Here is a 25,835-nt window from a genome sequence, read left to right as displayed (position 1 = left end):
GTATCAGGCTCCCTGAGCAAAAGCGGATATATAATTTTGATCGAGGCGCATGAGGCGCCCGTTTGAAATCAACGCGTCGACATGCCGGCGCTCGGCCGCGAACGGATGCCACGCCCAGCCGGCGTGGCCGAAACCGGCAAGCACGACGCGGTCACGCGGCCGCCGCCAATGGCTGAGCACCTCGGCGATCACGATCAGGCCGCTGCTCGGCACGACATAGTCGCCGGGATCGACGCTTTTCAGCTCGGCGTCGACGCTTTCATGTGTGGACGCCGGGACGGTATGGAAGCTCCGGCCGGTCGCCGCCGCGAAAGTGCGAAAACCATCCGTATAATCGTCGCAGAGATCATCCAACTCAGGGTGGCGTTTCTCGATTTCCGGCCGCAGTTGCCGAAACTTTTCCGTAGACCGGACACACCAGAGCTCGCGCGCCCGCCGCACGGCCGCATGGGTTTTCCACCGGCCGCCGCCCAGCATCGCCAGTGCCGGACGGCCGGTATTGCAGACGGCGACGATATCGGTCTTCTTGCCCCCCGCACTGCACGAGCGGCAGTCGTTGAAGCGGATCACCAGATCGGCCGCATCGATCACGGGCGCCGCACCTTCCGGTACCGGCCCGTTTCCGACGATCATGATGGTCCGGCTCACCGTCACTTATCGCCTCTCAGTTTCCAAGGCCTTCGGTCAGGCTTTTCAATTCCGCAGTGCGCTTCTTCGTCAGGTCGGCAAGGCAACCGGAAACCAGCGTCGGCTCCATCGATCCGCCCCGCGCCTGGAACCCGGCAAGATCGCACTGACCGTCGCGATAGCCGATCCAGGCGCGCTGCGCCTTCTTCAATGCCTCGACGGCACCGACATAATTCAGGTCGATCTCACCGAGTTCCTTGTCGGTCGTCTGCATCGCCGTCATCGTCGTCTTGTAGACGGCGTTCAGCTCCTTGTCGGCCGCTTCATAGTCCTTGTTGGCGCAAATGTTCATGTCCGACTGGGTCATTGCGTTCTCGCAATCGACCTCGGGCTCGTCCTGTGCCTGCGCAAGCGACGCAATGGCCAGAAAGCCCGCCACGACCACGCTTGCGGGAGAAAGCCGGTTCATAGCTTGCCCATGATCTTCTGCTGGAAGCCGTAAACTTCGCGCTTGCCGCCAAACGGGATGAGCGTGACGTTGCGGGTCTGCCCGGGCTCGAAGCGGACCGCGGTGCCTGCCGGAATGTCGAGACGCTTGCCGTGCGCCAGCGCCCGGTCGAAGGACAGGCCGGCATTGGTCTCGGCGAAGTGATAATGGCTGCCGACCTGGATCGGCCGGTCGCCCGTGTTCGAGACCTCGAGCGTCACGGTCTCCAGACCGGCATTCAGTTCGATCTCGCCGCTTTCGACAATGATTTCACCGGGGATCATGATCTGTTTCTCCTGTTCAGGCTGCCCTGATCGGCGCGCAGCCGTCCGGCTTCAAAACGCGTTCGGTGGACGCCGGGAACTTGCCAAGTTTGGCCGCAGGGCGCACCGGGCGACGGACGAGTTCTCCTGAGCAGTTCGGGCAATGCCCGTCCAGAACCTCGGATGCGCAATGCGTACAGAAGGTGCATTCGAAACTGCAGATCATCGCTTCACGACTGCCCGGCGGCAGATCCTTGTCACAGCATTCGCAATTCGGTCTCAGTTGCAGCATCGCCCGTTCCTTCAGCGAATGGGTTCATGGACGGTGACGAGCTTGGTGCCATCCGGAAAAGTCGCCTCGATCTGGATGTCGTGGATCATTTCCGGGATACCTTCCATCACCTGGGCGCGGGTGATGACATGGGCGCCCGCCTCCATCAGGTCTGCGACGGAGCGGCCGTCGCGCGCGCCTTCGACGACAAAGTCGGTGATCAGCGCGATCGCCTCGGGGTGGTTGAGCTTCACCCCGCGCTCCAGGCGCCTGCGGGCCACCATCGCCGCCATCGAAATCAGCAGTTTGTCTTTTTCACGAGGAGTGAGATTCATGCGCGGTCACCAGATTGCGTGTCGACTACAGGTTCCAGACTTTCGGCACAGAGGCGCCCTTGCGCAAGTGCGAAATGACCGGGATGAGGATTTTTCTCAAGGCGAAGCCGTCGGCGGCGGCGAGGCGGGCAATCAGCTTGTCCTGTCCGGCAACCTGATAATGGCTGATCCCGCCATTTGCACCGCCGACCAGAGCACGCAGTTTCTCCACCTGCTGCTCGCAGTCCACGCCGCTGTAGAGGAGCGTGGCAAAGGCGACCTGCCCGCCGAGCGTGGCGGTCTCCTGCGTCAGCGCGGCGATATCGCCGTTCAGGCGCAGATTTTCGGCATGCAGCAGAACTCCTCCCTTGCGGATACGCCAGCAATCCTGAAACAGCCCCGTCCGCATTATCTCGCCCATGGCCTTGCGGCCGAGCAGGATGGCCTCGACGGCCAGGAACTCGCCGCCTTCCGCAATGTCGACGTCTAGCCGGCGCGACAGCGAGGCGCGGTCGAACAGGATCGTTTCCTGCGGCAGCCAGTGCACCGTCGCCCCGGCCCCAACCGAGATCTTTGCTTTTACGGCCGCTGTTCCGGCGCTCGCCTTGTAGATTTTCTCGCAAGCCTGGGTCGTCAGGGTGAGATGCGTGCCCTCTCCGGCCGAAAATTCCCACTCCATATGGTCGCCGCCGGTCAGCCCGCCGGAGCTGTTGATCAGCACCGCCTCCATCGTGGCATCGAACGTATCGGGCAGCCGGATCTTGGCGCAGCCTTCCTGGTAGAATTCGGAAAGCCGGGTGCGCCCGGCAAATGGCTTTGCCACCAGCCGTCCCTTGCCCCACGCTCTTTGGGGAGCGATTGCCGCCGCTTCAGCCATAAAACCCGCCGTCAGACTGTCAGGTGGCGGCGTGCTTCCGGCGTATCCAGCGTGTCCGCCGGCCCCTCATGCACGATCTCGCCCCGATCCATGATATAGACATGGTCTGCAAGCTCGCGGCAGAAGTCAAGATATTGTTCCACAAGCAGAATTGCCATGCCCGTGGAATCGCGCAGATACTGGATCGCCCGGCCGATATCCTTGATGATCGACGGCTGGATGCCTTCGGTCGGCTCGTCAAGAACGAGGATCTTCGGGCGGGTCACCAGCGCGCGGCCGATTGCCAGCTGCTGCTGTTGCCCGCCGGAGAGGTCACCGCCGCGGCGGCCGAGCATGGAGCGCAGGATCGGAAAGAGATTGAAGATATCCTCCGGAATGAAACGGTCCTTGCGCGCCACCGGCGCATAGCCCGATTCCAGGTTCTCCTTGACCGTCAGCAACGGAAAGATTTCGCGTCCCTGCGGCACGAAGCCGATGCCGTGCTTGGCGCGATTGTAGGATGCCATGCCGTTCAGCGGGGTATCATTGAAGGTAATGGTTCCGGCGCTCGGCCCATGCTGACCGGTGATGGCGCGCAACAGGCTGGTCTTGCCGACGCCGTTGCGGCCAAGCACACAGGTGATCTTGCCCATGGGGGCCGTGATGGAGACGCCGCGAAGCGCTTGCGCCGCACCATAGTGCAGATTGATGTTATCGACCGTCAGCATCCCATCACCCTTTTCAGCATCAGTTCAAAAGCGTCCGCCTCAGCATCTGCAGAACGTGTTTCTGCTCCTGCGTCGCCTCGCCGCCAACCATGGAAACCTCGTCGGCAACGGCGATCAGTTCCTGGCATTCGTCCATGGTCAGCGCCTTGCTCCACAGATCGCGGAAGCGGCGGATCGGGTCTTCCGGATTGACCACGTTCTTGACCGCCCAGTCGGCGAACACGAGTACTTCATCCATATCGCCGGGCTTGATGATGCCGTTCATCCGCTGCCGGATCACGTCACGCGCGGCATCCTTCCAGACCGGCTTTTCGTTGGCGAGGCTGAGGAAAAAGGCGACGGCCGCAATGGCAGGCTCGGCGATTGAAGCAAGTGGCGCGGCCTCGGCCTGCTTGCGGAACTGGCGGCGTTTGTAGGCGCCCCGCATGCGTTCGACCGAGTCGATGATTTCGTTTCCTGCTTCCCGCACCATTTTCAAACGCCAGTACCAGACGGCCGCCCCGGCCAAGACCATCACTAAAAATCCGACAATATGCATTGATTGAACCCCCGAATGCGAAAGGCTGCCGATGTTAAGCCGCTTTCCCGCAAGTGTTCAACCTGTCCGTTCATTCACCGCCCCAGATAATTCTCGATCACTTTCGGATCGTTGCTGACGAAATCGATCGAGCCTTCGGCCAGCACCGAGCCCTCCGCCAGGCACGTCACCTTGACACCGAGATCGCGGATGAAGCCCATGTCGTGCTCGACGACGACGACCGAGCGGGTCTTGGCGATCTCCTTGAGCAGCACCGCGGTTTCGGCGGTTTCGGCATCCGTCATGCCGGCCACGGGCTCGTCGACCAGAAGCAGCTTCGGTTCCTGCGCCAAGAGCATGCCGATCTCCAGCCACTGCTTCTGCCCGTGCGAGAGATTGGCGGCCAGATCGTCCTTGCGGGCGGTCATGCGGACCGTTTCGAGGATCTCCTCGATACGCGCCTTGTCCTCAGGCGTCAGGCGATAAAAGAGGGTCGCGAAAACGCCGCGCTTCCGGTTGAGCGCCAGCTCGATATTGTCCCAGACCGTGTGGCTTTCGAACACCGTCGGCTTCTGGAACTTGCGGCCGATGCCGAGTTGGGCGATGTCGGCCTCGTCTTTCTTGGTGAGGTCGATATCACCGTTGAAGAACACCTGGCCGGAATCCGGCCGGGTCTTGCCGGTAATGATGTCCATCATCGTCGTCTTGCCGGCACCGTTCGGGCCGATGATGGCGCGCAATTCGCCGGGTTCGACGACGAAGGACAGCGAGTTCAGCGCCTTGAAACCGTCGAAGGAAACCGAGACGCCGTCGAGATAGAGAAGGCTGCGGGAGGTCTTTTCATCCATCGGTCTTACTCCGCAGCCTGGGGTTCTTGAGTGGCAAGCTGGCTTTCGGCCTTTGCAGCGGCCTTGTCCTGATAGGCCTGCTCGACAGCATCGGCTTGTCTCCGTTCCTTGCGGGAGGCGACGAACTGTTGGACCGTGCCGACAACGCCCTTGGGCAGGAACAGCGTCGTTGCAACGAACAGCACGCCGAGCGCAAACAGCCAGAATTCCGGAAACGCCGCAGTGAAGATGCTCTTGCCGAAATTGACGAGAACGGCGCCGATGATCGGTCCGATCAGCGTGCCGCGGCCGCCGACGGCCGTCCAGATGACCACTTCGATCGAATTTGCCGGCGCAAATTCACCGGGATTGATGATACCGACCTGCGGCACATAGAGCGCGCCGGCGACACCCGCCATCATCGCCGAGACGGTGAAGATGAAGAGCTTCATGTTCTCGACCCGGTAGCCGAGGAAGCGGGTCCGGCTTTCCGCGTCGCGGACGCCGACCAGCACCTTGCCGTATTTCGAGCGGACGATCGCGGAACTCAGGATCAGCGCCAGAGCCAGAGCGATGGCGGTTGCCGCAAACAACGTCGCGCGGGTGCCGCCAGCCTGGACGTTGAAGCCGAGGATATCCTTGAAATCGGTGAGGCCGTTGTTGCCGCCGAAGCCCATCTCATTGCGGAAGAAGGCGAGCAGCAGCGCATAGGTCATCGCCTGGGTGATGATCGACAAGTAGACGCCGGTGACGCGCGAGCGAAAGGCGAACCAGCCGAAGACGAAGGCGAGCAGGCCGGGCACCAGCAGAACCATCAGCGCCGCGAACGCGAAATGGTTGAAGCCATACCAGTACCAGGGCAGTTCGCTCCAGTTCAGGAACACCATGAAATCCGGCAGCAGCGGATTGGCATAGACGCCCCGATCGCCAATCTGGCGCATCAGGTACATGCCCATGGCATAGCCGCCGAGCGCGAAGAAGGCGCCGTGGCCGAGCGAAAGGATGCCGCAATAGCCCCAGACGAGATCGAGCGCGAGCGCCAGCAGGGCGTAGCAGAGGTACTTGCCGAGAAGCGGCACCAGATAGCCCGGAACATGGAAGGCGCTGCCTTCCGGGATGAGGAGATTGGCGAGCGGCACGAGGGCTGCTGCGAGAAGAATGAGCGCCACGGCAAAGAGGATTTTCGTCTCGTGCCGGCTGAACAGCATGTGCGTGATCATTGTTCGATCGCCCTTCCCTTGAGCGCGAACAGGCCGCGTGGCCGCCGCTGAATGAAGAGAATGATAAAGATGAGGATGAGGATCTTGCCCAGCACCGCACCGGCATAGGGTTCGAGGAACTTGTTGGCGATGCCCAGTGTGAGCGCGCCGACGAGCGTGCCCCAGAGGTTGCCGACGCCGCCGAAGACCACGACCATGAAGCTGTCGATGATGTAGTTCTGGCCGAGATTGGGCGAGACATTGTCGATCTGGCTGAGCGCCACGCCTGCCATGCCGGCAATGCCCGAACCGAGGCCGAAGGTCAGCGCATCGACCCAAGGCGTGCGGATACCCATGGAGGATGCCATGCGGCGGTTCTGCGTCACGGCGCGCATCTGCAGCCCGAACTTGGAGCGCTTCAGAAGCAGGAGCAGCGCAACGAAAACGCCGAGCGAAAAGACGATGATCCACATCCGGTTATAGGTGATGGCGAGACCGCCGAACTCGAACGCGCCCGACATCCAGCTTGGATTATCGACCTGGCGGTTGGTCGGCCCGAAGATGGTACGGATCGCTTGCTGCAGGATCAGCGAAATGCCCCAGGTGGCAAGCAGCGTTTCCAGCGGACGCCCATAGAGCCAGCGGATAACGCTACGTTCGATGCCGACGCCGACCAGGCCAGTGAACAGAAAGGCGGCAGGAACCGCAAAGGCGAGCGTATAGTCGGCCATGCCAGGGGCGACGGAGGCGACCGTCTGCTGCACCACATAGGTGGTGTAGGCGCCGAGCATGACCATCTCGCCATGCGCCATGTTGATGATACCCATGACGCCGAAGGTGATGGCAAGGCCGATGGCTGCGAGGAGCAGCACGGAGCCGAGCGACAGGCCGTACCAGACGTTTTGCGCCACGTCCCATGCTGCAAGGCTGGTCTTGATCGACGCGATGTTCTGCTCGATCGCCGGTTTCAGGTCTTGCGGCGCATTCTCCAGAGCCGCGGTCAGGATCGTCAGCGCATCGCGATTTCCGCGCGCCGCGATGGTGTCGATGGCAGCCTTCTTGTCCTCGGCGCTGGCGTCTGTCTTGAGCAGGATCACTGCACGCGCTGCTTCCATGGTCGCCTTGACCTCTGGGTCCTTCTCCTGCGCCAGTGCGGAATTCAACAAATCGAGATTGTCGGGATCACCATCCTTGAGCAGGTCCTGCGAGGCGGCCAGCCGCGCGGCCCGATCGGGGCTCAAGAGCGTCAGCTGGCTCAGTGCCGCGCCGATCGCGCCGCGCAGACCGTTGTTCAGCTTGATCTTCGCAAGATTGCCGGGAACATCGGCTGCCGGCGCGCCGGTCAGCACGTCGAGGTAGGCGCCATCCGTCGGTGCGGCGAGGTAAACGGAGCCGCCGGTCTTCGGCGCGTAGAGTTTGCCGTCGCTCAGGCTTTGCAGAATTTCGGCAACCTTGGCATCGCCCGAGGCGGCGAGCGCTTTCACCGCTTCGATCTTCTGCGGAAAGCTCTTGGCGCCCAGCGCATCGACCAGCGGCCGGATATCTTCCTGCGCGCGCAGGCACGTTGCAAGGCAACTGACCAGCAGGCAAAGAGCGACAAGGAAGGTCTGGATGGCGCGATACATGAGCTCTTCTTGTTCCGTTGGCGGCGTCGCGATTTCCGGCTCGTGCTTGACCGCTGGCGCTGCTTAAAGTTTCCGCAATGCGCTCGTCCGACGATCAGATCGAAGGCGACCTGCATCTGGCTGCTCTGTCCCACCCCTACACCATGCAGAAACCATGCCAGCCATGGCGCAAAGGATGAAAGTCCCTCCGTCCGGGTGAGAAATCCGGACGGAGGGGTATTCTTCGACGATGCCGTGAATGACTTGCGGGAGACGGCCGTAAAGCCGTTTCCCAATATACTTACGTGCTGAAATCAGGAGCCCTTGCCGCCGCACTTGCCGGTTGCAACGTTGAAGTTGCCGCAGGACATCGGCTTGCGCCAATCGGAGATCAGGTCCTTGGAGTCGGGCAGGAAGTCGGACCATTCGTCGCCAACGACGGCTGGCGTCTGCTGGACGATTTCGAACTGGCCGTCTTCCTGGATTTCACCGATCAGCACCGGCTTGGTGATGTGGTGGTTCGGCATGACGGTGGAATAGCCGCCAGAAAGGTTGGGAACGCTGGTGCCGATGATCGTGTCGAGAACGGCATCCGTGTCGGTGGTGCCGGCAGCCTCGACCGCCTTCACCCAGGCGCTGAAGCCGATATAGGCAGCTTCCATCGGGTCGTTGGTCACGCGCTTGTCGTTCTTGGTGAAGGCATGCCACTGCTTGATGAATTCGGCGTTGACCGGAGCATCGACCGACTGGAAGTAGTTCCAGGCAGCGAGATGGCCGACCAGCGGCTTGGTGTCGAGACCGGCAAGCTCTTCTTCGCCGACCGAGAAGGCGACGACCGGGATATCGGTTGCCTTGATGCCCTTGTTGCCGAGTTCCTTGTAGAAGGGGACGTTGGCGTCGCCGTTGATGGTCGAGACGACGGCGGTCTTCTTGCCGGCCGAGCCGAATTCCTTGATCTTAGCCACTTCCGTCTGCCAGTCGGAGAAACCGAACGGCGTGTAGTTGATCAGGATATCTTCCTTCGGGATACCCTTGGCGATCAGATAGGCTTCAAGGATCTTGTTGGTCGTGCGCGGATAGACGTAGTCGGTGCCTTCAAGCACGAAACGCTCGACGCCTTCCGTTTCCATCAGGTAATCGACAGCGGGAATGGCCTGCTGGTTCGGCGCAGCACCGGTGTAGAAGATGTTGCGCGAGGATTCTTCACCCTCGTACTGGACCGGGTAGAAAAGCAGCGAATTCAGCTCTTCGAAGACCGGCAGAACGGATTTGCGCGACGACGAAGTCCAGCAACCGAAGACGGCCGAGACCTTGTTGACGGAGATCAACTCGCGCGCCTTTTCAGCAAACAGCGGCCAATCGGACGCCGGATCGACAACGACAGCCTCAAGCTTCTTGCCGAGAAGGCCGCCCTTCTTGTTCTGCTCTTCGATGAGCATCAGCATGGCGTCCTTGAGCGTCGTCTCGGAAATAGCCATGGTGCCCGAAAGCGAGTGAAGAACCCCGACCTTGATCGTGTCTTCGGCGGCAAAAACGCCAGAGAATGCGGTCGTGGCCAGTGCACCGGCCAGAAACGCGCTCATGACATGAGATTTGATTTTCATTGTGAACCCCTCTCGTTCTTTGACGACGGCTCTTGGGAGACCTTTACCGTTCGTAAAGGGACTATCCGCCGGGGGCAGAGAAACCTGTATACGTCAATTGACGTAGGCGCCGGGGCGAAGTGTGCAATGCAGCACCTTTAAGGATCGCGATCTTCTGTGCTACGACTTTTGTCGCGGCCGCGAAGATAGCAAGGGGAACCGACACCGCCGATGACAGCTCGCCAGCGCATCATACCGGTCCGACGCGAATATAACCGTTGGGTCGCCAACCAGACGCTGGAAGACTATGCGCTGCGCTTCACACCCAAGAGCGCCCGGCAATTCTCCTCGCAGCGCATTTCCCAGACGGCGATCGGGGCCATTTCCTTCCTGGCGCTGGAGGCGATCGGCGGCGCGATCACCCTCTCCTACGGAACGACCAACGCCATTATCGCCATTCTGGTCGCCAGCATTGTCATGCTTTGTGTCGGCCTGCCGATCAGCCGCTATGCCATCCGCCATGGCGTCGATATCGACCTTCTGACGCGCGGCGCAAGCTTCGGCTATATCGGCTCAACCATTACCTCGCTGATCTATGCGAGCTTCACCTTCATGCTCTTTGCCATCGAGGCCTCGATCATGTCGGCCGCGCTGGAACTGGCGCTCGGTATCCCGGTCTGGATCGGCTATATCATCAGCGCCGTCATGGTGATCCCGCTGGTAACGCATGGCGTTCGGCTCATCAGCAAGTTCCAGCTGATCACCCAGCCGTTCTGGATCATCCTCAACATCCTTCCCTTTGTCTTCATTGCTCTGGCCGATTGGGGCAAATTCGACCTCTGGCTCGCCTTTGCGGGTGCCCACAAGACCGCTGGCGCTCCAGGTTCGCTGGCACCGTTTTCCCTTGCCGAGTTCGGTGCGGCGTCGGCCGTCATCCTCGCCTTGATGGCGCAGATCGGCGAACAGGTGGATTTCCTGCGCTTCCTGCCGCCAGAGGGCCAGCGCAAGCTGCATCATCGTATCGCGGTTTTCCTCGCCGGCTCCGGTTGGGTGATCGTCGGCGCCCCAAAATTGCTGGCAGGCTCCTTCCTCGTCGTGCTCTGCCTCAGCGCCGGTGTACCGGTCGAGGATGCCGCAGATCCGGCGCATATGTACCTGACCGCCTTCGGCTACATGATCCCGTGGCACAATGCGGCTTTGCTGCTGATGGCGGCCTTCGTGGTCGTCTCGCAACTGAAGATCAACGTGATGAATGCCTATGCGGGTTCGCTCGCCTGGTCGAACTTCTTCTCGCGCCTTACCCACAGCCATCCCGGCCGTGTCGTCTGGCTGATGTTCAACGTGGCGATCGCGCTTCTGTTGATGGAACTCGGCATCTATAAGCTGCTGGAAGAAACGCTCGGCATCTTCTCGATTATCGCCATGTCATGGCTCTGCACCATCTCCGCCGATCTCTTCGTCAACAAGCCGCTGGGTCTGGCGCCGCCGAACATCGAGTTCAAGCGCGCCCATCTCTACGACGTTAACCCGGTCGGCATCGGTGCCATGACGCTGTCGGCCTTGGTCGCCCTCACCGCGCATTTCGGTCTGCTCGGCGCGATGGCATCGTCGTTGGCCCCCTATATCGCGCTGATCACCGCCTTCATCGCCTCCCCCGCCATCGCCTGGGCCACCAAGGGCAAATACTATCTCGCCCGCAAGCCGCGCCAGAGCTGGAAAAAGCTGTCCACCGTCACCTGCTCGATCTGTGAACATCCGTTCGAACCCGAGGACATGGCCTGGTGCCCGGCCTATTCGGCACCGATCTGTTCGCTCTGCTGCTCGCTCGACAGCCGCTGCCACGACATGTGCAAGCCGCATGCGAGCTTCAACGCGCAGACCGCCGTTGTCGCCAGGGCCCTGCTGCCGCAGAAGGTCACCGAAACGCTCTCCACTCGCCTCGGACGCTATGGCATTGCCGTCGTCCTCTCCATTGCCGGCATCGGCATCATCCTGGCAATGATCGCCCACCAGACCGGGAGCGCATCGCCGCAGACCGCATCGGTCATCAACCGGACGATCGGCATCGTCTTCTTCGTCTTTGCCGTCGTCACCGGCATCGTCTGCTGGTTCTACGTTCTCGCGCATGACAGCCGGCTGGTGGCCGAGGAGGAGTCCTCGCGGCAAAACACGTTGCTCCTGAAGGAAATCGCCGCCCACAAGAAGACCGACGCCGCCCTGCAATATGCCAAGGAAACGGCAGAGGCCGCCAACCGCGCCAAGAGCCGCTATGTCGTGGGGCTCAGCCATGAACTGCGCACACCGCTCAACGCCGTTCTCGGCTATGCGCAGATCCTCGAACGCGACGAGACCATTCCGGCACCGCGTCAATCGGCGATCAAGGTGATCAAGCGCAGCGCCGATCATCTGTCGGGCCTGATCGACGGGCTGCTCGATATTTCCAAGATCGAGGCCGGCCGTCTGCAGGTCTATTCGAACGAGATCAACATCCAGGACTTCCTCGACCAGGTCACCGACATGTTCCGCCCGCAGGCGCAGGCCAAGGGCGTGGTCTTCGAGCACAAGCGGGCAGGCACCCTGCCGCAATATGTCCGCGCCGACGAGAAGCGGCTGCGCCAGATCCTCGTCAACCTGCTCTCCAACGCCATCAAATTCACCGACAGCGGCACAATCCGCTTCGACGTCACCTATCGCAGCCAGGTTGCGACCTTCACCGTCTCCGATACCGGTCGCGGCATTTCACAGACAGACCTGCCGCGCATTTTCGAGCCCTTCCAGCGCGGCGAGGCCGAACATGTCCGGCCGATGCCCGGCCTTGGGCTGGGGCTCACCATCACCCGTCTTCTGACCCAGACGCTCGGTGGCGAGATCGTCGTCGACAGCGAACGCGACAAGGGCTCGACTTTCCGTGTCCGCCTGATGCTCTCGGCGATCAACCGGCCGACCGCATCCCTGCCCTCGGTGCGCAAGATCGCCGGTTATGCCGGACCACGCCGCACGATCGTTGTCGTCGATGACAACGAGGATCATCGCGACCTGATGCGCGAGGTGCTGATGCCGCTCGATTTCGTCGTGCTGACAGCGGCAGGCGGAACAGAATGCCTGACGCTGATCGAGGGTATCAAGCCCGATCTCTTCCTGATCGACATCTCGATGCCCGGCATGAACGGCTGGCAATTGGTCACACGCCTGCGCGAGCACGGACAGACTGCACCGGTGCTCATGCTGTCTGCCAATATCGGCGACGGGACGGAGGCCGACACCCATACCGGCCACAACGACACCCTCACCAAGCCCTTCGATATCCGCCAGTTGCATGACAAGCTGGCCGTCCATCTGGCGCTCGAATGGGACTATAGCGATACGGCCGCTGCTGCGCCAAAGCCAAAGGTCAACGCCGAGGTCAAGACGCCCGGCGTCGCCCATGTCGAGGAACTGATCCGGCTGGGCGAAATCGGCTATGTCCGCGGCATCGAGGCGAAGCTCGCCGATCTCGCGCGTTCGGAGGAAAATCAGCCCTTTACCGAGGCTGTGAAGACCTATGTCCAGGCTTTCGACCTTGCCGGCTATGCGGATTTCCTCCAGAGCATAAACAAACAGGGGAGAGCCGCCGGTGAATGAAGCAGTCCATCCACGCGATATCGTGCTCATCGTGGATGATTCTCCGGAAACGCTGGGCTTCCTCACCGATGCGCTCGAACAATCCGGCTTCTCGGTGCTGATCGCCACCTCGGGCAAGGCTGCGATCAACGTCGTTGACCGCATCACGCCGGATATCATCCTGATGGACGCGGTGATGCCCGGCATGGACGGTTTCGACACCTGCCGCAGCCTCAAGGCCAATCCCGGCATCGCCCAGGTTCCGGTGATCTTCATGACCGGGCTGACGGAAACCGAACATATCGTCCACGCGCTGGAATCCGGCGGTGTCGATTATCTTTCGAAGCCTATCAACATCGATGAACTGCGCGCCCGTATCCGCGTACACCTTGCCAATGCCCGCTCGGCGCAAAGCGCGCGCGTTGCCTTGGACGCGGCTGGACGGCACCTGCTTGCCGTGCGCGGCACCGGAAGCATCCAGTGGTCGACGCCGCAGGCGACGCGGCTGGTCAATGCCGCGACGGGCCGGGATGATGGGCTGGAGACGCTTGCCGACCATATCCGCGCCTGGCTGGAGGAGCGCGAAAAATACGGCGTCTCCAAGGAGCCGCTGATCATCCACCAGAACGGCCAACCGGTGCTGCAGCTTGCCTATCTCGGCGCCATCGGCGGCGACGAATTCCTGTTCCGCCTGACCGGCGTCAGCCAGACCAGCGACGACGACATTCTCCGCCAGAATTTTTCGCTGACGGTGCGCGAGGCTCAGGTGCTGCTCTGGATCGCCAAGGGCAAATCGAACCGCGACATCGGCGAAATCCTGGGCTTGAGCGCTCGCACGGTCAACAAGCACCTGGAACAGATCTATGTGAAGCTCGGCGTCGAAAACCGCGCGTCTGCCGCCGTCAAGGCGGCGAACGCCTTGCGTGAGGTCTAATGCATGTCGCCCAAAAGTGTGCAGCGGTTTTGGGACAACGACATGCAAAACAAAACCTAAAGCGCATCGCGCAAATCCGTCTTGAGGCGATGTGCTTTAGCCACCTTCAGTAGGAATGCGGTGGCACGAAGAGACAGATGGTCCGAGTTTTTTCCTCACCCGCAACCGAGCACCAATGGTATTCGCCGTCCGGCGAGGACCGGACGCGCGTATCCGCGTAGGGCACGACCTCACCGGTGAGATTGATGACGTAGCCTTGCGGCTTCTCGCTGATCGCTTTGGTTGCGACCGGCCGGCAATCCTGATTGGAGCAGCAGGAGAACGGATAGCTCCAGCCGGACGGCGCATCATGCGCCTTGCCCGCCGCAGGCCATAAGCTGGCCGCGATCAGCGGCGGTATCAGCCAGGCAAGATAGTATCTTCCTTCCTGCATGATGGGGATCGCAGCCGAAACATGTCCATCGGCGATTGGGCGGTAGGCTACCTTTGAGAAGCGCATGAAGAACTCCTGGTTTGGGACCACTGCTGTTCCCGCCATCGAAGCGTTTCTTCCCGCATACCGGCTGACGCCGGAAAATTCCGCCGGCGCCGACATCGGCACGATCCTTCCGGACCCTGCGTCCGTTCCTGGACACGGCGCCGTCACCATAACCCTTGGGCGAGCGCCAGCCTGCCTTATATTTAAGCATTATCTGCCGATTCCGCCGGGTCGGCAATCGGTGGCCATCGACAAACACACCACGTTGCAATATCGCAACATTCTAATATTTAGTATTTGAAAGTCAGCGGCTTATGCGACGCGGTCCGGCGGTTGCCGGCCTTCGAAGAAGGCCGTGACGTTCTCGACGACTTTCATGCCCATCGCCGTGCGCGTCTCTTCCGTCGCGCTGCCGAGGTGCGGCAAGAGCAAGACATTGTCCAGAACACGCAGCCGTTCGGGAACATTGGGCTCCGCCTCGAAGACATCGAGACCGGCGCCGCGGATGGTACCGTTTTCCAGCGCCTCGATCAGCGCATTTTCATCGATGACATCGCCGCGGGCCGTATTGATCAGAAGGGCTTGCGGCTTCATCACGGCCAGCCGTTGCGCATTGATGAGATGCCGGTTTTCACCACCGCCCGGGCAATGGAGCGAGACGAAATCGGCGGCGGCCAGCACCTCCTCGACCGTATCCATCTGCCTGGCCCCATAGCGGGATGCTTCCGCCGTATCGATCTTCGACCTGTTGTAGAAGACCACATCCATGTCGAAGCCGAAATGGCAGCGTTTCGCCATCGCCTTGCCGATCCGGCCGAAGCCGATGATCCCGAGCGTCTTGCCGGTCACCTTGGTTCCGATCATGTGCGTCGGCCGCCAGCCGGCCCATTGCCCGGAGCGGACCTCGCGCTCGCCCTCACCTGCCCGACGCGCAACGGCAAGCAGCAGCGACATGGCGATATCCGCCGTGCAGTCGGTGAGCACGCCCGGCGTGTTGGTGACGGCTATGCCCCTCGCCCTTGCAGCAGCGATGTCGATGTGATTGTAACCGACGCCGAAATTTCCGAGAATTTTCGTGCGGATGTCTGTGGCATCGAAAAGCGAAGCCGGCAGGCGGTCGGATACCGTCGGCAAGACCGCATCGAACGAGCGAAGCGCTTCGGCGAGAGCCGCCGCATCCATGGCGGTATCCGAGACATTGAATGAAGCATCGAACCGTTCGGCCAGAACGCGCTCGACAGCCTCAGGCCAGCGGCGAGTGACGAGAATGCGGGGGTTCTGGGCCATCGGCTGCTCCGGACTGGAATCTGGAACAGACACTTAACACAGGAATGGCCGCAAACCAGCGGCCAATCGGGTGAAACAGATATACAAGCGGGGCGCCACCAAGGCGCCCCGCGCGTTACGCTAGCTGTTCAGGAAGGCGAGCATGTCGTCGTTCAATTGCTGCTTGTGCGTGTCGGCGATGCCGTGCGGCGCGCCGGCATAGACCTTCAGCGTGGCATGCGGCACCAGCGTCTTCGATGCGCGTGCTGCAGCGTCGATCGGCACGATCTGGTCGTCATCGCCGTGAACGATCAGCGTCGGCACGTCGAACTTCTTCAGATCCTCGGTGAAGTCCGTTTCGGAAAAGGCCTTGATCGAGTCATAGGTGTTCTTGTGGCCAGCCGTCATGCCCTGCAGCCAGAACGAGTCGATCATGCCCTGCGAAGGCTTGGCGCCGGGGCGGTTAAAGCCGAAGAACGGCCCGGAAGCAATGTCCTTGTAGAGTTGCGACCGGTCGGCGATCGACGCGGCACGGATACCATCGAATACCTCGATCGGCAGACCGCCGGGATTGGCCGCCGTCTTCAGCATCAGCGGCGGCACGGCGGAGATGAGACCCGCCCTGGCGACGCGGCTCGTACCATGGCGGCCGATATAGCGGCTGATCTCGCCGCCGCCGGTAGAAAAGCCGAACAACGAGATCGTCTTCAAGTCCAGAACGTCGATCAGGTCGGCCAGATCATCGGCATAGTGATCCATATCGTTGCCGTCCCAGGGCTGGGACGAGCGGCCATGGCCGCGACGGTCATGGGTGATGACGCGAAAGCCGTTGTTGGCGAGATGCAACGCCTGCGCCTCCCAGCTGTCGGAGGAGAGCGGCCAACCGTGGCTGAGGACGACGACGGGACCGTCCTTCGGACCCCAGTCCTTGTAATAGATTTCAACGCCATCGCGCGTGATTATGGTATTGACGCTGCGCCTTGCCGGCGACTGATCCGCCGATGCCGGCGCAGCCTGATCCTCGGCGACCGCATGCGCCCCGGCCAGAGCGCCTGATACGGCGGCGATGCCTGCTCCGCCGACACCGGCAAGCAGGACGTTACGGCGAGAAAAGTTCTGTTCGTTGCTGCTGTCAGACATGACGTTCTCCTTCTTCGTTTGTGGTGCCGCCTGGCGGCAATGCGTTGACTTATTAGCGATTTAATCGTGCACGATATACGTGCTTGAAGTTCTGGCTGCGATCGTTTTGGATCAGCGCCGATTTCGCTTGTGCACAATTAAATCGTTATCGACGTTTAGTCCTTAGGCATTTCAATGTCAATGCCTTGCGATTAAATCGCGAACGATTTATCTTATGCACACCAGATGAAGGACGAACGCAATGGATCAAACATCGTGCGATAAAACGGAGGCGGCGAAACTCGACGACTTCCTCTGTTTCGCCATCTACTCCGCCAACCACGCCCTCAACCGCGTCTACAAGCCGCTTCTGGACGCGATCGGGCTTACCTACACGCAGTACCTCGCCATGGTCACGCTCTGGGAGCAGGACGACCGGACAGTCGGGAGCCTCGGTGAAAAGCTGTTTCTGGAATCGAGCACATTGACGCCGGTGCTGAAGCGCCTGGAAGCTTTGGGGCATATCGTGCGGACGCGCGACAAGACCGACGAGCGGCAGGTGCGGGTGCGACTGACGGCAAGCGGACGTGTCCTTCAGGACCAGGCAAAAACCATTCCGCCCTGCATTCTGGAGGCAAGCGGCCTGGAGATGGGCGAACTGGTGCGGCTCAAGAAGGAGATCGCAACGCTGAGATCAGCCCTGCTGCGATAGCGGCGATGCTGCCTCGCGTGCCTCGCGCACACGCAAAAAGGCCCGGCAATGCCGGGCCTTTCGCGATCCAGATGGACCAATATCTATGCCCGGAACGACTATTCGTTCTGGAAGTAGGTGTACTTGCCGTCGTCACCCTTCTTCCAGGTGTACATGACGTAGTCCGGACGGGTGATGTCGCCCTTTTCGTCATAGCTTAATTCGCCGATGGCGGTGTGGAACGGACCTTTGCCCTTGATGTTCTCGGCAACCGCCTGCGGATCGCTGCCGCCGGTGTTCTTGGCAGCTTCTGCGATGACCTGCAGAGCGGCGTAGGAATACAGCGTGTAGGCTTCCGGTTCAAAGCCGGCAGCGCGGAACTTTTCAACCAGTTCCTTTGCAGCCGGGTTCTTGCGCGGATCCGGAGCAAACGTCATCAGGGTGCCGTCAACAGCGTCGCCAGCGATCGAAGCAAGTTCGTTCGAAACGATACCGTCGCCGGACATGAAAGTGGCCTTCAGGCCCTGGTCAGCCATCTGGCGCATGATGAGGCCGGCTTCAGTGTGCAGGCCGCCCCAGTAAACCACCGTTACACCGGCGTCCTTCATCTTGGCGATCAGCGCCGAGAAGTCCTTGTCGCCAGTCGTGATACCTTCGTAAATGACTTCCTTCACACCGGCTTCGTTCATGGCAGCCTTCGTCAGGTCAGCAAGACCCTGGCCGTAAGGCGTCTTGTCGTGAACGACGGCAACCTTGCCATCCTTGAAGTTGGCAGCGATGTAGGCACCGGCAACGGCACCCTGCTGATCGTCGCGACCGCAGGTACGGAAGGTGTTCCACAGGCCGCGCTCGGTGAAGACCGGGTTGGTAGCGGACGGGGTGATTTCCAGGATGCCGTTCTCCGCGTAGACTTCGGAAGCCGGGATCGAAACGCCGGAGTTGAAGTGGCCGACCACGAACTTGACGCCGTCAGCCACGAACTTGTTGGCGACGGAAACGCCCTGCTTCGGGTCAGAAACGTCGTCGCCGAGGACGATCTTGATCTGCTCGCCATTGATGCCGCCGGCAGCGTTGATGTCAGCAGCGGCCTGCTCAGCACCCTTCTGGAGCTGCGCGCCGAAAGCTGCGTTCGGCCCCGTCAGCGGACCAGCAACACCAACCAGCAGGTCAGCCCATGCAGTGCCGCTGAAAGCGACCATTGCAGTCAGCGCAACAGCCGACAAAAGTGACTTCTTCATCTTGTTACTCCCAAAAAATTTGAGCGGGTGTCGTTTAAACCGGTCACGATACCCACCATAATCGCGCCGGTATTCTTGTATCCGCAGGCAGCGCACCCGGCGCTGCCACGGGGTTCCCTCTATTATTTCGACTTCCATGAGAAAGGCGACGCCTTCTCATAGAGCCAGTAGTAATTGTTGGTCATCTGCTTCGTGCGGTAATAGCGATAGCCGGCCGTAGCAAACAACAAAAGGACGACGGTGTCCACGATATAGTACTGCAAAGTCAACATGCTGCCGTTGAAAAGCGCATGATGGATAAAGCGAATCGCCACACCCAGAAGCAGGGTGTAGATAATCAGCGTCGAGTATTTGCTCCAGCCTTCGGCAGCACTCTTGCCGGTGCGCCAGGCAGTCCATCCGCCCATCACCACGGTCACCAGCGCAAACTGCAGAACGGTCGGTTCTTCGTAGAGAATGCCTTGCATTCCATTTCTCCCCTTCAAAGCGCTGGCCGGCTTTCGAGCCGCGCAAAAGCGCTCCAACGTACCGAAATCACATATCCGCCGGCTGTTTCAAAACGCCGCCGGCAGACATGGCTCAATGACCGCCCTCGAGATAGGCGGCGCGTACTTCCGGATTGGCCAGCAATTCCTTGCCGCTACCACTCATCGTCACCTTGCCGTTAACCATGACATAGCCGCGATGAGACAGTTTCAGCGCCGCGAAGGCGTTCTGCTCGACGAGGAAGACGGTCAGGCCTTCCTGCTCGTTGAGCTTCTTGATCGCTTCGAAGATGCTCTTGACGATCAGCGGAGCCAGACCAAGCGAGGGCTCGTCGAGAAGCAGAAGCTTCGGCCGGGCCATCAGTGCGCGGCCGATCGACAGCATCTGCTGCTCGCCGCCCGAAAGCGTCCCGCCGCGCTGCGCCTGGCGCTCTTTGAGGCGCGGAAACAGCGTGAAGATCTTTTCCACGTCCTCATTGAAATGCTTCATATTGTCGAGGCTCGCGCCCATCTGAAGATTTTCAAAGACGGTCATGCGCGGAAAGATACGGCGACCTTCCGGCGACTGGGCAACGCGCAACCGGGCAATTTCGTGCGTCGGCATGCGGGTAATGTCCTGGCCATCGAAGGTAACCGAACCGGTCTTCGCCTGCGGGCTACCGCAAATGGTCATCATCAGCGTCGATTTGCCGGCGCCGTTGGCCCCGATCATGCAGACGATCTCGCCGCGCTTGACTTCGACATCGACGCCGGCAAGCGCACGAATATTGCCGTAGTAGGCCTCGACGGCTTTTACATTCAGGAGGGTATCGCTCATCAGTGCGTGTCTCCTGGCGTGATTTCCGCGATCTGTTCGATCACCTCTTCGACCTCAACATCTTCAACACCAAGATAGGCGGCGATAACCTTCGGATCGTGCTTCACAAAGTCCGGATTTCCATCGGATATCTTCTGGCCGTATTCCAGCACCACGACGTGGTCCGAAATTTCCATGACCACCGACATGTCGTGCTCGATCAGCAGGATCGACGTTTCCGTATCCTTGCGGATGCTGCGCAAGAGCTCGTTGAGGGCGAGCGATTCACGCGGATTGAGGCCGGCTGCAGGCTCGTCGAGGCAAAGGAATTCCGGACCCGTGCACATGGCGCGGGCGATTTCCAGACGGCGCTGTGCACCGTACGGCAGGTCGCCGGCCGGATCGTCGGCGCGGTCGGTCAGGTTTGCCTTGTCAAGCCAGTACTTTGCACGCTCGATCGATTCTCCGACCGCCGCCTTGTAGGTCGGGAAGCCGAGCAGGCCGAGGATGGTGTAGCCAGACGCCAGCATCAGCTTGTTGTGCTGGGCAACCAGCAGGTTCTCGAGAACCGTCAGGCCCGAGAACAGGCGGATGTTCTGGAAGGTACGGGCAACCTTGGCGTCGCGGTTGACCTCGTAATCCGCCATGCGCTCGAGAAGGTATTCCTTCCCGGCCTTCTGCCGCATCGTGATCATGCCCATCGTCGGCTTGTAGAAGCCGGTGATGCAGTTGAACACCGTTGTCTTGCCGGCGCCGTTCGGGCCGATGAGCGCAGTGATATCGCCGCGATGGGCTTCGAACGACAGGTCGTTGATGGCCATCAGGCCGCCGAAACGCATCGACAGATGCTCGACTTTGAGGATTGGATCTTTCGTCATTGTGTCTGTCTCAAGGGCCATCAGCCGTGCCCTTCCTTGGTAAAGCTGCCGGAGACACTCTTGCGTTGGCGCAGGAATGCTGTGGGTTCGCGCGAGCCGACGAAGCCGCGAGGCTTCCAGACCATGACGACGATCATGGCCAGACCAAAGATCAGCATGCGGTAGAGTTCCGGGGTGAAATCAGGTCCGAAGATCCGCTTCAGGAATTCCATTTCGCGCAGCAGTTCGGTACCGCCGATCATGACGATCGCTGCGACGGCAATGCCGACCAGAGAGCCCATGCCACCGAGAACCACGATCGCCAGGATGATCGCCGATTCCAGGAAGACGAAAGACTCAGGCGATACGAAGCCCTGGCGAACAGCAAAGAACGAGCCTGCAATCCCCCCGAACATCGCGCCGGTGGCAAATGCCGTCAGTTTGGTCGTGACCGTGTTGATACCGAGCGAACGGCAGGCGATTTCATCTTCACGCAACGCTTCCCAGGCTCGGCCGACCGGCATGCGGCGCAGGCGGATCGTGACGAACGCAGCCAGCATGCACAGCGCCAGGGCCAAATAGAACAGGAAGATCTTGTAATAGGCCGAGGACATCGGCAGGCCGAACACCTTGGCGAAATTATTCGCGGCGCCGACATCGAAGGACCAGATGCCGAAGACGCTTGCCTTGGCGATGCCGGAGATACCAAAGGTTCCCTTGGTCACTTCCGTCCAGTTGATCAGCACCAGCCGGATGATTTCCCCGAAGGCGAGCGTCACGATCGCCAGATAGTCACCCTTGAGGCGCAGCACGGGAAAACCGAGGATCGTGCCCCAAAGTGCCGCCAGGATACCGGCCATCGGCAGGAGCAGCCAGAAGGACAGGCCGAAATAGGAAGACAAGAGCGCATAGGAATATGCACCGACCGCGTAGAAGGCGACATAGCCGAGATCGAGGAGACCGGCGAGGCCAACGACGATGTTCAGTCCCCAGGCCAGCAGCACATAGATGAGAATCTGGATACCGAAGTTATCGACCCATTTCAGCGAGCCCTGGAAGCCGAATGCTGCGACCATGACCAGCGGATACGCGATCAGGGCAGCGATGGCGAGCAGGGTGAAATTGCGCGCGACGAAGCCCGCCTCCCGCTCGACGACCGGGCCTGCGGCCTTTGCCGCCTTGCGCGCCTCAAGCCAGGGGCGAATATAGGCGACAGACAGGAAGCGGCCGACCATGGCAATGGCGACGAAGGTCGCCAAAAGACCCCAGCGCGGAACGAGTTCGAGTTCATTCCGGATGTTCTGGCCGGTCTCCAGGCCGACGAACAGCACGAACAGGCCGAGAGCGACGAGACCGGCATAAAAAGCCTCGCGCAGAGCCCGCGCCATCAGATTGCTGTTGGCGCTCTCATTGGTGTGCGAAATGTTTGCCATGAAATTATACCTTCTCGACTTCCGGCCGACCCAGGATACCAGACGGCTTGAAAATCAGCACGATGGCGAGGATCGAGAATGTCGCGACATCCTTGTAGTCGATGGTGAAATAGGCGGACCAGAGCGATTCGATCAGGCCGATCATGAGGCCACCCAACACGGCGCCCGGAAGGGACCCGATACCGCCGAGAACAGCTGCCGTGAAGGCCTTGACGCCCGGTGTGAACCCATCGGTGAAGACGATCACGCCGTAATACATCAGGTACATGGTGCCGGCGACGGCGGCCAGCGCCGCACCCATGACGAAGGTGATCGAGATCGTCTTGTCGACATCGATGCCGAGCAGCGCCGCCATCTTGCGGTCCTGCTCGGTGGCGCGCTGGGCGCGCCCGAGTGGCGTATGATTGACGACGTACCAGAAGATGGTCAGCAGAACCGCAGTCACCAGCACGATAATGATCTGCTTCAGCGAAAGCGCTATGCCGAAAACGTCGTAAACGGAGGATACCAGCGGCGGAACCGGCTTGTTGCGCGGACCTTGTGTCACCTGAATGAAGTTCGACAGCGCAATCGACATGCCGATCGCAGTGATCAGCGGCGCCAGCCGAAACGAACCGCGCAGCGGGCGGTAAGCCAATTTCTCGATGACCCAGTTCCACAGCCCCGTCATCAGCATCGCGATGATGATCATGATGAACAAGGCAACGGCGATCGGAATGCCACCGAACAATCCGACGAGGACCAGGTAGACAATCAGAGCGGCAAAGCCACCAAGCATGAAAATGTCGCCGTGGGCGAAGTTGACCATGCCGATGATGCCGTAAACCATTGTATAACCAATGGCAATCAAACCGTAAATCGAGCCAAGTGTCAGCCCGTTGACGAGCTGCTGGACAAAATACTCCATCTATATCCCCCGGGCCTGATCCTGTTAGGTCAGACCTCTTGTTTTAGAAGCTCTTTCCGAGCCTTTTTTCGATAGGGATTCCATAATGCTTTCGAACCAAAAGTGAAGCGTAAAATGACGGTTTCCTGAAATTCTTTCCCAGTTTAGTGATTTTGACGCTTTAACAGCCAAAAAATCAAAAAATTAGCAGTTCAGGAGGTGTTTTTGGGCACCAAACCGTGAATCCTACGACCAGCCGCCTGCGCAGCGCGCCCTGCACATTTGTCACCATCCGGCCGGCCTGATGGTCAGGACCGCATGCGCGATCCGTTGGCATCAAGCAAGGGTTGCGCCTGCAGGCGAGCCGGCAGCATTTCGCCAAGCAGTTCCACCTGCCAACCGTCCGTCTCATCAGCAACATCCTTGGGCACATAGCCAATCGCCACCGACACACCCGAAGTGTGCGCGTATCCGCCTGACGTCACCCAACCGCAGACTTTGCCGTTCAGCGAGATCGGCTCGTCGCCGATCACATCGGCGTCCACGGCATTGATGACGAAGGTGCGCAGGCGCAACGTGCCACCTTCCGCCTTTTCCTTCGCGGCGGCTTCCTTGCCGATGAAATCGGCCTCCTTCTTCAAGGCAACGAATCGACCGAGCCCGGCTTCCAGCGGGCCGTAGAGCGGGCGATATTCCCGCGACCAACTGCCGAATGATTTTTCGATGCGCAGGGCATTCAGGGCACGCAGACCAAAGAGCTTGATGCCGAACTCGGCGCCTGCTTCCATGATCAGGTCATAGAGATAACGCTGGTATTCGGGCTTCATCCAGATTTCATAACCGAGATCGCCGGTGTAGCTGACACGGCCGACGATGGCGGGCGCCATGCCGAGGTCCATGCGGCGAATGTCCATGAACGGGAAGGCTCCGTCCGAAACGTCGAGATGGGTCAGCTTGGAGATCAGGGCACGGGAATTCGGGCCGGCAATGGAAAGACCGACCAATTGCAGGTTCAACGCCCTCAGGACAACGGAACCGTCCTTCGGCAGATGGCTCTCGAACCAGCGCATATGATAGTCCTCGGCAATGCCGGAACCGATCAGCAGGAAATCGCCTTCGCCGAGCTTGGCCAGCGTGAAATCGCCGATCAGCTTGCCGTCGTCCTTCAGCATCGGGGCAAGCGCCATGCGGCCAGTCGCCGGTATGCGGCAGGTCAACATGCGGTCGAGCCAGGCCTCGGCACCCGTGCCCGTGATCGAGTACTTCGCGAAGCCGGAGGTCTCCATCAGGCCGACGCTGTCGCGCACGGCCTTCGCCTCGGCTCCGACAACGTCGAAATCGTTGGAGCGGCGCCAGGAGAACTTGTCTTCCTCGCCCTTCGGCGCGAACCAGAGCGGTGCCTCAAGGCCGTAGGAAGCTCCGAAGATCGCTCCCGCCTCCTTCAGCTTGTCGTAAATCGGCGTGGTCAGGAACGGGCGCGCGCCCGGCAGCTCCTCGTTGGGGTAGCGGATCGAGAAGCGACGCGAATAGTTTTCGCGAACCTTGGCATTGGTATAGCCGAGCGTGGCGAAATCGCCGTAGCGCGAGACGTCCATGGCAAACACGTCGAAGCCCGGATCGCCATAGATGATCCAGTTGGCGAGCGCAAGGCCAACGCCGCCGCCCTGGCTGAAGCCGGCCATGACGGCGCAGGCCGACCAGTAGTTGGTCAGGCCACGAACCGGGCCGACCAGCGGATTGCCGTCCGGCGAAAACGTGAAGGGGCCGTTGATGATCTTCTTGATGCCGGCCTTGTTGAAGGCCGGGAAGTGTCGGAAACCGACCTCAAGTTCCGGCGTGATGCGCTCGATATCCTCGGCCAGCAATTCATGGCCGAAGTCCCAGGGCGTGGTGATCGGCGACCAGGGGCGGCAGGCCTTCTCATAGGTGCCCATCAGCATGCCGTTGCGTTCCTGGCGCAGATAGATCTCGCCGTCGAAATCGACGCAGTGCATCAGCTCCTTGCCGCGCGTCTGGTTGAACTCGATGACCTCCGGCATGTCTTCCGTTATGAGGTACATGTGCTCCATGGCGAGCACCGGCAGTTCGAGCCCTGTCATGCGCCCTACTTCGCGCGCCCAGAGACCGGCCGCATTGACGACGTGCTCGGCGATGATCTCACCCTTGTTGGTGATTACCCGCCATGTACCGTTTTCCAGCTGCACCAGATCCTCCACCTTGGTGTGCAGGTAGATGTCGGCGCCGTTCTTCCTGGCGGACTTGGCATAGGCATGGGTCGTGCCATAGGGATCGAGATGGCCTTCGACCGGATCGAACACCGCACCGACGAACTGGCTCGGATCCAGAAGCGGCATCAGTTCGTGCGCTTCCCTGGGGCTGAGAAGCTCTGCCTCCAGCCCCATGTAGCGGCCTTTGGCAAGAATCGACTTCATCCAGTCGAACCGCTCCTTGGTGGCAGCCAGCATCATGCCGGAGGTCATGTGCAGACCGATATCCTGGCCGGAATAGTCCTGGATTTCCTCGTAGAGTTCGACCGTATATTTCTGCAGCTTGGCGACGTTCGGATCGCCGTTGATGGTGTGCATGCCGCCGGCGGCGTGCCAGGTCGAGCCGGAGGTCAGTTCCGAGCGCTCTAGGAGAACCACGTCGGTCCAGCCGAACTTCGTCAGGTGGTAGAGGATCGAACAACCGACGACGCCGCCGCCGATAACGACGACCCTGGCATGGCTTTTCATGAAAATTCTCCGGTTTCGGGCGCTCAATTGGGGAAGGTGTC

The 25,835-nt window shown here is 60.6% G+C and carries 26 protein-coding genes; 4 read left to right on the top strand and 22 right to left on the bottom strand.

The features are described from left to right. Positions 1-3: 3 nt before the first annotated feature. The 12 genes from ACSQ2W_RS12790 to urtA form a co-directional block, all read right to left on the bottom strand. Positions 4-654, bottom strand: a complete 651-nt coding sequence (locus ACSQ2W_RS12790; RefSeq protein ID WP_436086574.1) for a Urease operon accessory protein — start codon at positions 652-654, stop codon at positions 4-6. Between the two features lie 10 nt (positions 655-664). Further along, positions 665-1,096, bottom strand: coding sequence for a lysozyme inhibitor LprI family protein (locus tag ACSQ2W_RS12785; RefSeq protein WP_436086573.1), 432 nt, complete (start codon positions 1,094-1,096; stop codon positions 665-667). Next, on the bottom strand, positions 1,093-1,398 hold the full coding sequence (locus tag ACSQ2W_RS12780; protein WP_436086572.1) for an urease subunit beta: 306 nt from the start codon (positions 1,396-1,398) through the stop codon (positions 1,093-1,095). The genes ACSQ2W_RS12785 and ACSQ2W_RS12780 overlap by 4 nt, the downstream gene beginning before the upstream one ends. 16 nt (positions 1,399-1,414) lie before the next feature. Beyond that, complete coding sequence (locus ACSQ2W_RS12775) at positions 1,415-1,669, bottom strand: DUF1272 domain-containing protein (protein ID WP_436086571.1); 255 nt, start codon at positions 1,667-1,669, stop codon at positions 1,415-1,417. 11 nt (positions 1,670-1,680) lie between these two features. Continuing rightward, positions 1,681-1,983 carry an urease subunit gamma gene (locus ACSQ2W_RS12770; RefSeq protein WP_037126742.1) on the bottom strand — a complete coding sequence of 101 codons (303 nt, stop codon included), beginning with the start codon at positions 1,981-1,983 and terminating at the stop codon, positions 1,681-1,683. 25 nt (positions 1,984-2,008) lie between these two features. Beyond that, positions 2,009-2,839, bottom strand: coding sequence for an urease accessory protein UreD (locus ACSQ2W_RS12765; protein ID WP_436086570.1), 831 nt, complete (start codon positions 2,837-2,839; stop codon positions 2,009-2,011). 11 nt (positions 2,840-2,850) lie between these two features. Then, positions 2,851-3,546 carry an urea ABC transporter ATP-binding subunit UrtE gene (gene urtE / locus ACSQ2W_RS12760; protein ID WP_436086569.1) on the bottom strand — a complete coding sequence of 232 codons (696 nt, stop codon included), beginning with the start codon at positions 3,544-3,546 and terminating at the stop codon, positions 2,851-2,853. A gap of 19 nt (positions 3,547-3,565) precedes the next feature. Beyond that, a complete protein-coding gene (locus ACSQ2W_RS12755) occupies positions 3,566-4,060 on the bottom strand; it encodes a hypothetical protein (protein ID WP_436086568.1) in 495 nt (164 codons plus the stop codon). A 98-nt stretch (positions 4,061-4,158) separates the two neighbouring features. Further along, on the bottom strand, positions 4,159-4,911 hold the full coding sequence (gene urtD, locus ACSQ2W_RS12750; RefSeq protein WP_436086567.1) for an urea ABC transporter ATP-binding protein UrtD: 753 nt from the start codon (positions 4,909-4,911) through the stop codon (positions 4,159-4,161). A 5-nt stretch (positions 4,912-4,916) separates the two neighbouring features. Continuing rightward, positions 4,917-6,110 carry an urea ABC transporter permease subunit UrtC gene (urtC, locus tag ACSQ2W_RS12745; RefSeq protein WP_436086566.1) on the bottom strand — a complete coding sequence of 398 codons (1,194 nt, stop codon included), beginning with the start codon at positions 6,108-6,110 and terminating at the stop codon, positions 4,917-4,919. Beyond that, positions 6,107-7,714 carry an urea ABC transporter permease subunit UrtB gene (gene urtB, locus ACSQ2W_RS12740; protein ID WP_436086565.1) on the bottom strand — a complete coding sequence of 536 codons (1,608 nt, stop codon included), beginning with the start codon at positions 7,712-7,714 and terminating at the stop codon, positions 6,107-6,109. Before urtB ends, urtC begins: the two co-directional genes overlap by 4 nt. Positions 7,715-8,007: 293 nt before the next feature. Beyond that, positions 8,008-9,297, bottom strand: a complete 1,290-nt coding sequence (urtA, locus tag ACSQ2W_RS12735) for an urea ABC transporter substrate-binding protein (protein WP_436086564.1) — start codon at positions 9,295-9,297, stop codon at positions 8,008-8,010. Positions 9,298-9,507: 210 nt separating this feature from the next. Here urtA and ACSQ2W_RS12730 point away from each other — a divergent pair, with 210 nt between their 5' ends. Both ACSQ2W_RS12730 and ACSQ2W_RS12725 read left to right on the top strand, forming a co-directional pair. Continuing rightward, the gene (locus ACSQ2W_RS12730) at positions 9,508-12,897 is read left to right on the top strand and encodes a hybrid sensor histidine kinase/response regulator (protein ID WP_436086563.1); all 3,390 of its coding nucleotides are present in this window, start codon (positions 9,508-9,510) and stop codon (positions 12,895-12,897) included. Beyond that, a complete protein-coding gene (locus tag ACSQ2W_RS12725) occupies positions 12,890-13,810 on the top strand; it encodes a response regulator (protein ID WP_436086562.1) in 921 nt (306 codons plus the stop codon). Before ACSQ2W_RS12730 ends, ACSQ2W_RS12725 begins: the two co-directional genes overlap by 8 nt. A gap of 106 nt (positions 13,811-13,916) precedes the next feature. Here ACSQ2W_RS12725 and ACSQ2W_RS12720 read toward each other — a convergent pair whose 3' ends face one another. After that, positions 13,917-14,243 carry a hypothetical protein gene (locus ACSQ2W_RS12720; RefSeq protein ID WP_436083003.1) on the bottom strand — a complete coding sequence of 109 codons (327 nt, stop codon included), beginning with the start codon at positions 14,241-14,243 and terminating at the stop codon, positions 13,917-13,919. A 64-nt stretch (positions 14,244-14,307) separates the two neighbouring features. Here ACSQ2W_RS12720 and ACSQ2W_RS12715 point away from each other — a divergent pair, with 64 nt between their 5' ends. Then, the gene (locus tag ACSQ2W_RS12715) at positions 14,308-14,589 is read left to right on the top strand and encodes a hypothetical protein (RefSeq protein ID WP_436086561.1); all 282 of its coding nucleotides are present in this window, start codon (positions 14,308-14,310) and stop codon (positions 14,587-14,589) included. Between the two features lie 11 nt (positions 14,590-14,600). On the opposite strand, the gene ACSQ2W_RS12710 is transcribed toward ACSQ2W_RS12715, so the two are convergent. Together ACSQ2W_RS12710 and ACSQ2W_RS12705 are read right to left on the bottom strand one after the other, a co-directional pair. Beyond that, complete coding sequence (locus ACSQ2W_RS12710; protein WP_436086560.1) at positions 14,601-15,575, bottom strand: 2-hydroxyacid dehydrogenase; 975 nt, start codon at positions 15,573-15,575, stop codon at positions 14,601-14,603. Positions 15,576-15,695: 120 nt separating this feature from the next. Continuing rightward, positions 15,696-16,694 carry an alpha/beta fold hydrolase gene (locus ACSQ2W_RS12705; RefSeq protein ID WP_436086559.1) on the bottom strand — a complete coding sequence of 333 codons (999 nt, stop codon included), beginning with the start codon at positions 16,692-16,694 and terminating at the stop codon, positions 15,696-15,698. Between the two features lie 241 nt (positions 16,695-16,935). Between ACSQ2W_RS12705 and ACSQ2W_RS12700 the strand changes: the two genes are divergently transcribed. Beyond that, positions 16,936-17,385 carry a MarR family winged helix-turn-helix transcriptional regulator gene (locus ACSQ2W_RS12700; protein ID WP_436086558.1) on the top strand — a complete coding sequence of 150 codons (450 nt, stop codon included), beginning with the start codon at positions 16,936-16,938 and terminating at the stop codon, positions 17,383-17,385. A 98-nt stretch (positions 17,386-17,483) separates the two neighbouring features. Here the strand turns inward: ACSQ2W_RS12700 and ACSQ2W_RS12695 are convergent, their stop codons facing one another. From ACSQ2W_RS12695 to ACSQ2W_RS12665, 7 genes are all read right to left on the bottom strand, one after another. Further along, positions 17,484-18,602 (bottom strand): branched-chain amino acid ABC transporter substrate-binding protein, encoded by a 1,119-nt coding sequence (locus ACSQ2W_RS12695; protein WP_436086557.1) that lies wholly within the window; start codon positions 18,600-18,602, stop codon positions 17,484-17,486. Positions 18,603-18,724: 122 nt separating this feature from the next. Then, on the bottom strand, positions 18,725-19,069 hold the full coding sequence (locus ACSQ2W_RS12690; protein WP_436086556.1) for a DUF6867 family protein: 345 nt from the start codon (positions 19,067-19,069) through the stop codon (positions 18,725-18,727). 112 nt (positions 19,070-19,181) lie between these two features. Further along, positions 19,182-19,904 (bottom strand): ABC transporter ATP-binding protein, encoded by a 723-nt coding sequence (locus tag ACSQ2W_RS12685; RefSeq protein ID WP_436086555.1) that lies wholly within the window; start codon positions 19,902-19,904, stop codon positions 19,182-19,184. After that, a complete protein-coding gene (locus ACSQ2W_RS12680; protein WP_436086554.1) occupies positions 19,904-20,782 on the bottom strand; it encodes an ABC transporter ATP-binding protein in 879 nt (292 codons plus the stop codon). The genes ACSQ2W_RS12685 and ACSQ2W_RS12680 overlap by 1 nt, the downstream gene beginning before the upstream one ends. Then, complete coding sequence (gene livM / locus ACSQ2W_RS12675) at positions 20,782-22,173, bottom strand: high-affinity branched-chain amino acid ABC transporter permease LivM (protein WP_436086553.1); 1,392 nt, start codon at positions 22,171-22,173, stop codon at positions 20,782-20,784. The genes ACSQ2W_RS12680 and livM overlap by 1 nt, the downstream gene beginning before the upstream one ends. A gap of 4 nt (positions 22,174-22,177) precedes the next feature. Next, entirely contained in the window at positions 22,178-23,080 is a 903-nt protein-coding gene (locus ACSQ2W_RS12670; protein ID WP_436086552.1) for a branched-chain amino acid ABC transporter permease, read from the bottom strand. A 287-nt stretch (positions 23,081-23,367) separates the two neighbouring features. Next, the gene (locus tag ACSQ2W_RS12665) at positions 23,368-25,794 is read right to left on the bottom strand and encodes a GcvT family protein (protein ID WP_436086551.1); all 2,427 of its coding nucleotides are present in this window, start codon (positions 25,792-25,794) and stop codon (positions 23,368-23,370) included. Positions 25,795-25,835 lie beyond the last annotated feature (41 nt).

Origin of the sequence: Pararhizobium sp. LjRoot255 (assembly GCF_964252905.1) — a bacterium.
GTDB lineage: Bacteria > Pseudomonadota > Alphaproteobacteria > Rhizobiales > Rhizobiaceae > Pararhizobium.
This window is presented reverse-complemented; position numbering and strand designations above follow the sequence as displayed.

Excerpts from the sequence above, each read along its gene's own strand:
- ACSQ2W_RS12785 (WP_436086573.1), bottom strand. The coding sequence starts at position 1,096 with ATGAACCGGCTTTCTCCCGCAAGCGTGGTCGTGGCGGGCTTTCTGGCC.
- ACSQ2W_RS12780 (WP_436086572.1), bottom strand. The coding sequence starts at position 1,398 with ATGATCCCCGGTGAAATCATTGTCGAAAGCGGCGAGATCGAACTGAAT.
- ACSQ2W_RS12775 (WP_436086571.1), bottom strand. The coding sequence starts at position 1,669 with ATGCTGCAACTGAGACCGAATTGCGAATGCTGTGACAAGGATCTGCCG.
- ACSQ2W_RS12770 (WP_037126742.1), bottom strand. The coding sequence starts at position 1,983 with ATGAATCTCACTCCTCGTGAAAAAGACAAACTGCTGATTTCGATGGCG.
- ACSQ2W_RS12765 (WP_436086570.1), bottom strand. The coding sequence starts at position 2,839 with ATGGCTGAAGCGGCGGCAATCGCTCCCCAAAGAGCGTGGGGCAAGGGA.
- urtE (WP_436086569.1), bottom strand. The coding sequence starts at position 3,546 with ATGCTGACGGTCGATAACATCAATCTGCACTATGGTGCGGCGCAAGCG.
- ACSQ2W_RS12755 (WP_436086568.1), bottom strand. The coding sequence starts at position 4,060 with ATGGTCTTGGCCGGGGCGGCCGTCTGGTACTGGCGTTTGAAAATGGTG.
- urtD (WP_436086567.1), bottom strand. The coding sequence starts at position 4,911 with ATGGATGAAAAGACCTCCCGCAGCCTTCTCTATCTCGACGGCGTCTCG.
- urtC (WP_436086566.1), bottom strand. The coding sequence starts at position 6,110 with ATGATCACGCACATGCTGTTCAGCCGGCACGAGACGAAAATCCTCTTT.
- urtB (WP_436086565.1), bottom strand. The coding sequence starts at position 7,714 with ATGTATCGCGCCATCCAGACCTTCCTTGTCGCTCTTTGCCTGCTGGTC.
- urtA (WP_436086564.1), bottom strand. The coding sequence starts at position 9,297 with ATGAAAATCAAATCTCATGTCATGAGCGCGTTTCTGGCCGGTGCACTG.
- ACSQ2W_RS12730 (WP_436086563.1), top strand. The coding sequence starts at position 9,508 with ATGACAGCTCGCCAGCGCATCATACCGGTCCGACGCGAATATAACCGT.
- ACSQ2W_RS12720 (WP_436083003.1), bottom strand. The coding sequence starts at position 14,243 with ATGCAGGAAGGAAGATACTATCTTGCCTGGCTGATACCGCCGCTGATC.
- ACSQ2W_RS12715 (WP_436086561.1), top strand. The coding sequence starts at position 14,308 with ATGAAGAACTCCTGGTTTGGGACCACTGCTGTTCCCGCCATCGAAGCG.
- ACSQ2W_RS12710 (WP_436086560.1), bottom strand. The coding sequence starts at position 15,575 with ATGGCCCAGAACCCCCGCATTCTCGTCACTCGCCGCTGGCCTGAGGCT.
- ACSQ2W_RS12705 (WP_436086559.1), bottom strand. The coding sequence starts at position 16,694 with ATGTCTGACAGCAGCAACGAACAGAACTTTTCTCGCCGTAACGTCCTG.
- ACSQ2W_RS12700 (WP_436086558.1), top strand. The coding sequence starts at position 16,936 with ATGGATCAAACATCGTGCGATAAAACGGAGGCGGCGAAACTCGACGAC.
- ACSQ2W_RS12695 (WP_436086557.1), bottom strand. The coding sequence starts at position 18,602 with ATGAAGAAGTCACTTTTGTCGGCTGTTGCGCTGACTGCAATGGTCGCT.
- ACSQ2W_RS12690 (WP_436086556.1), bottom strand. The coding sequence starts at position 19,069 with ATGCAAGGCATTCTCTACGAAGAACCGACCGTTCTGCAGTTTGCGCTG.
- ACSQ2W_RS12685 (WP_436086555.1), bottom strand. The coding sequence starts at position 19,904 with ATGAGCGATACCCTCCTGAATGTAAAAGCCGTCGAGGCCTACTACGGC.
- ACSQ2W_RS12680 (WP_436086554.1), bottom strand. The coding sequence starts at position 20,782 with ATGGCCCTTGAGACAGACACAATGACGAAAGATCCAATCCTCAAAGTC.
- livM (WP_436086553.1), bottom strand. The coding sequence starts at position 22,173 with ATGGCAAACATTTCGCACACCAATGAGAGCGCCAACAGCAATCTGATG.
- ACSQ2W_RS12670 (WP_436086552.1), bottom strand. The coding sequence starts at position 23,080 with ATGGAGTATTTTGTCCAGCAGCTCGTCAACGGGCTGACACTTGGCTCG.
- ACSQ2W_RS12665 (WP_436086551.1), bottom strand. The coding sequence starts at position 25,794 with ATGAAAAGCCATGCCAGGGTCGTCGTTATCGGCGGCGGCGTCGTCGGT.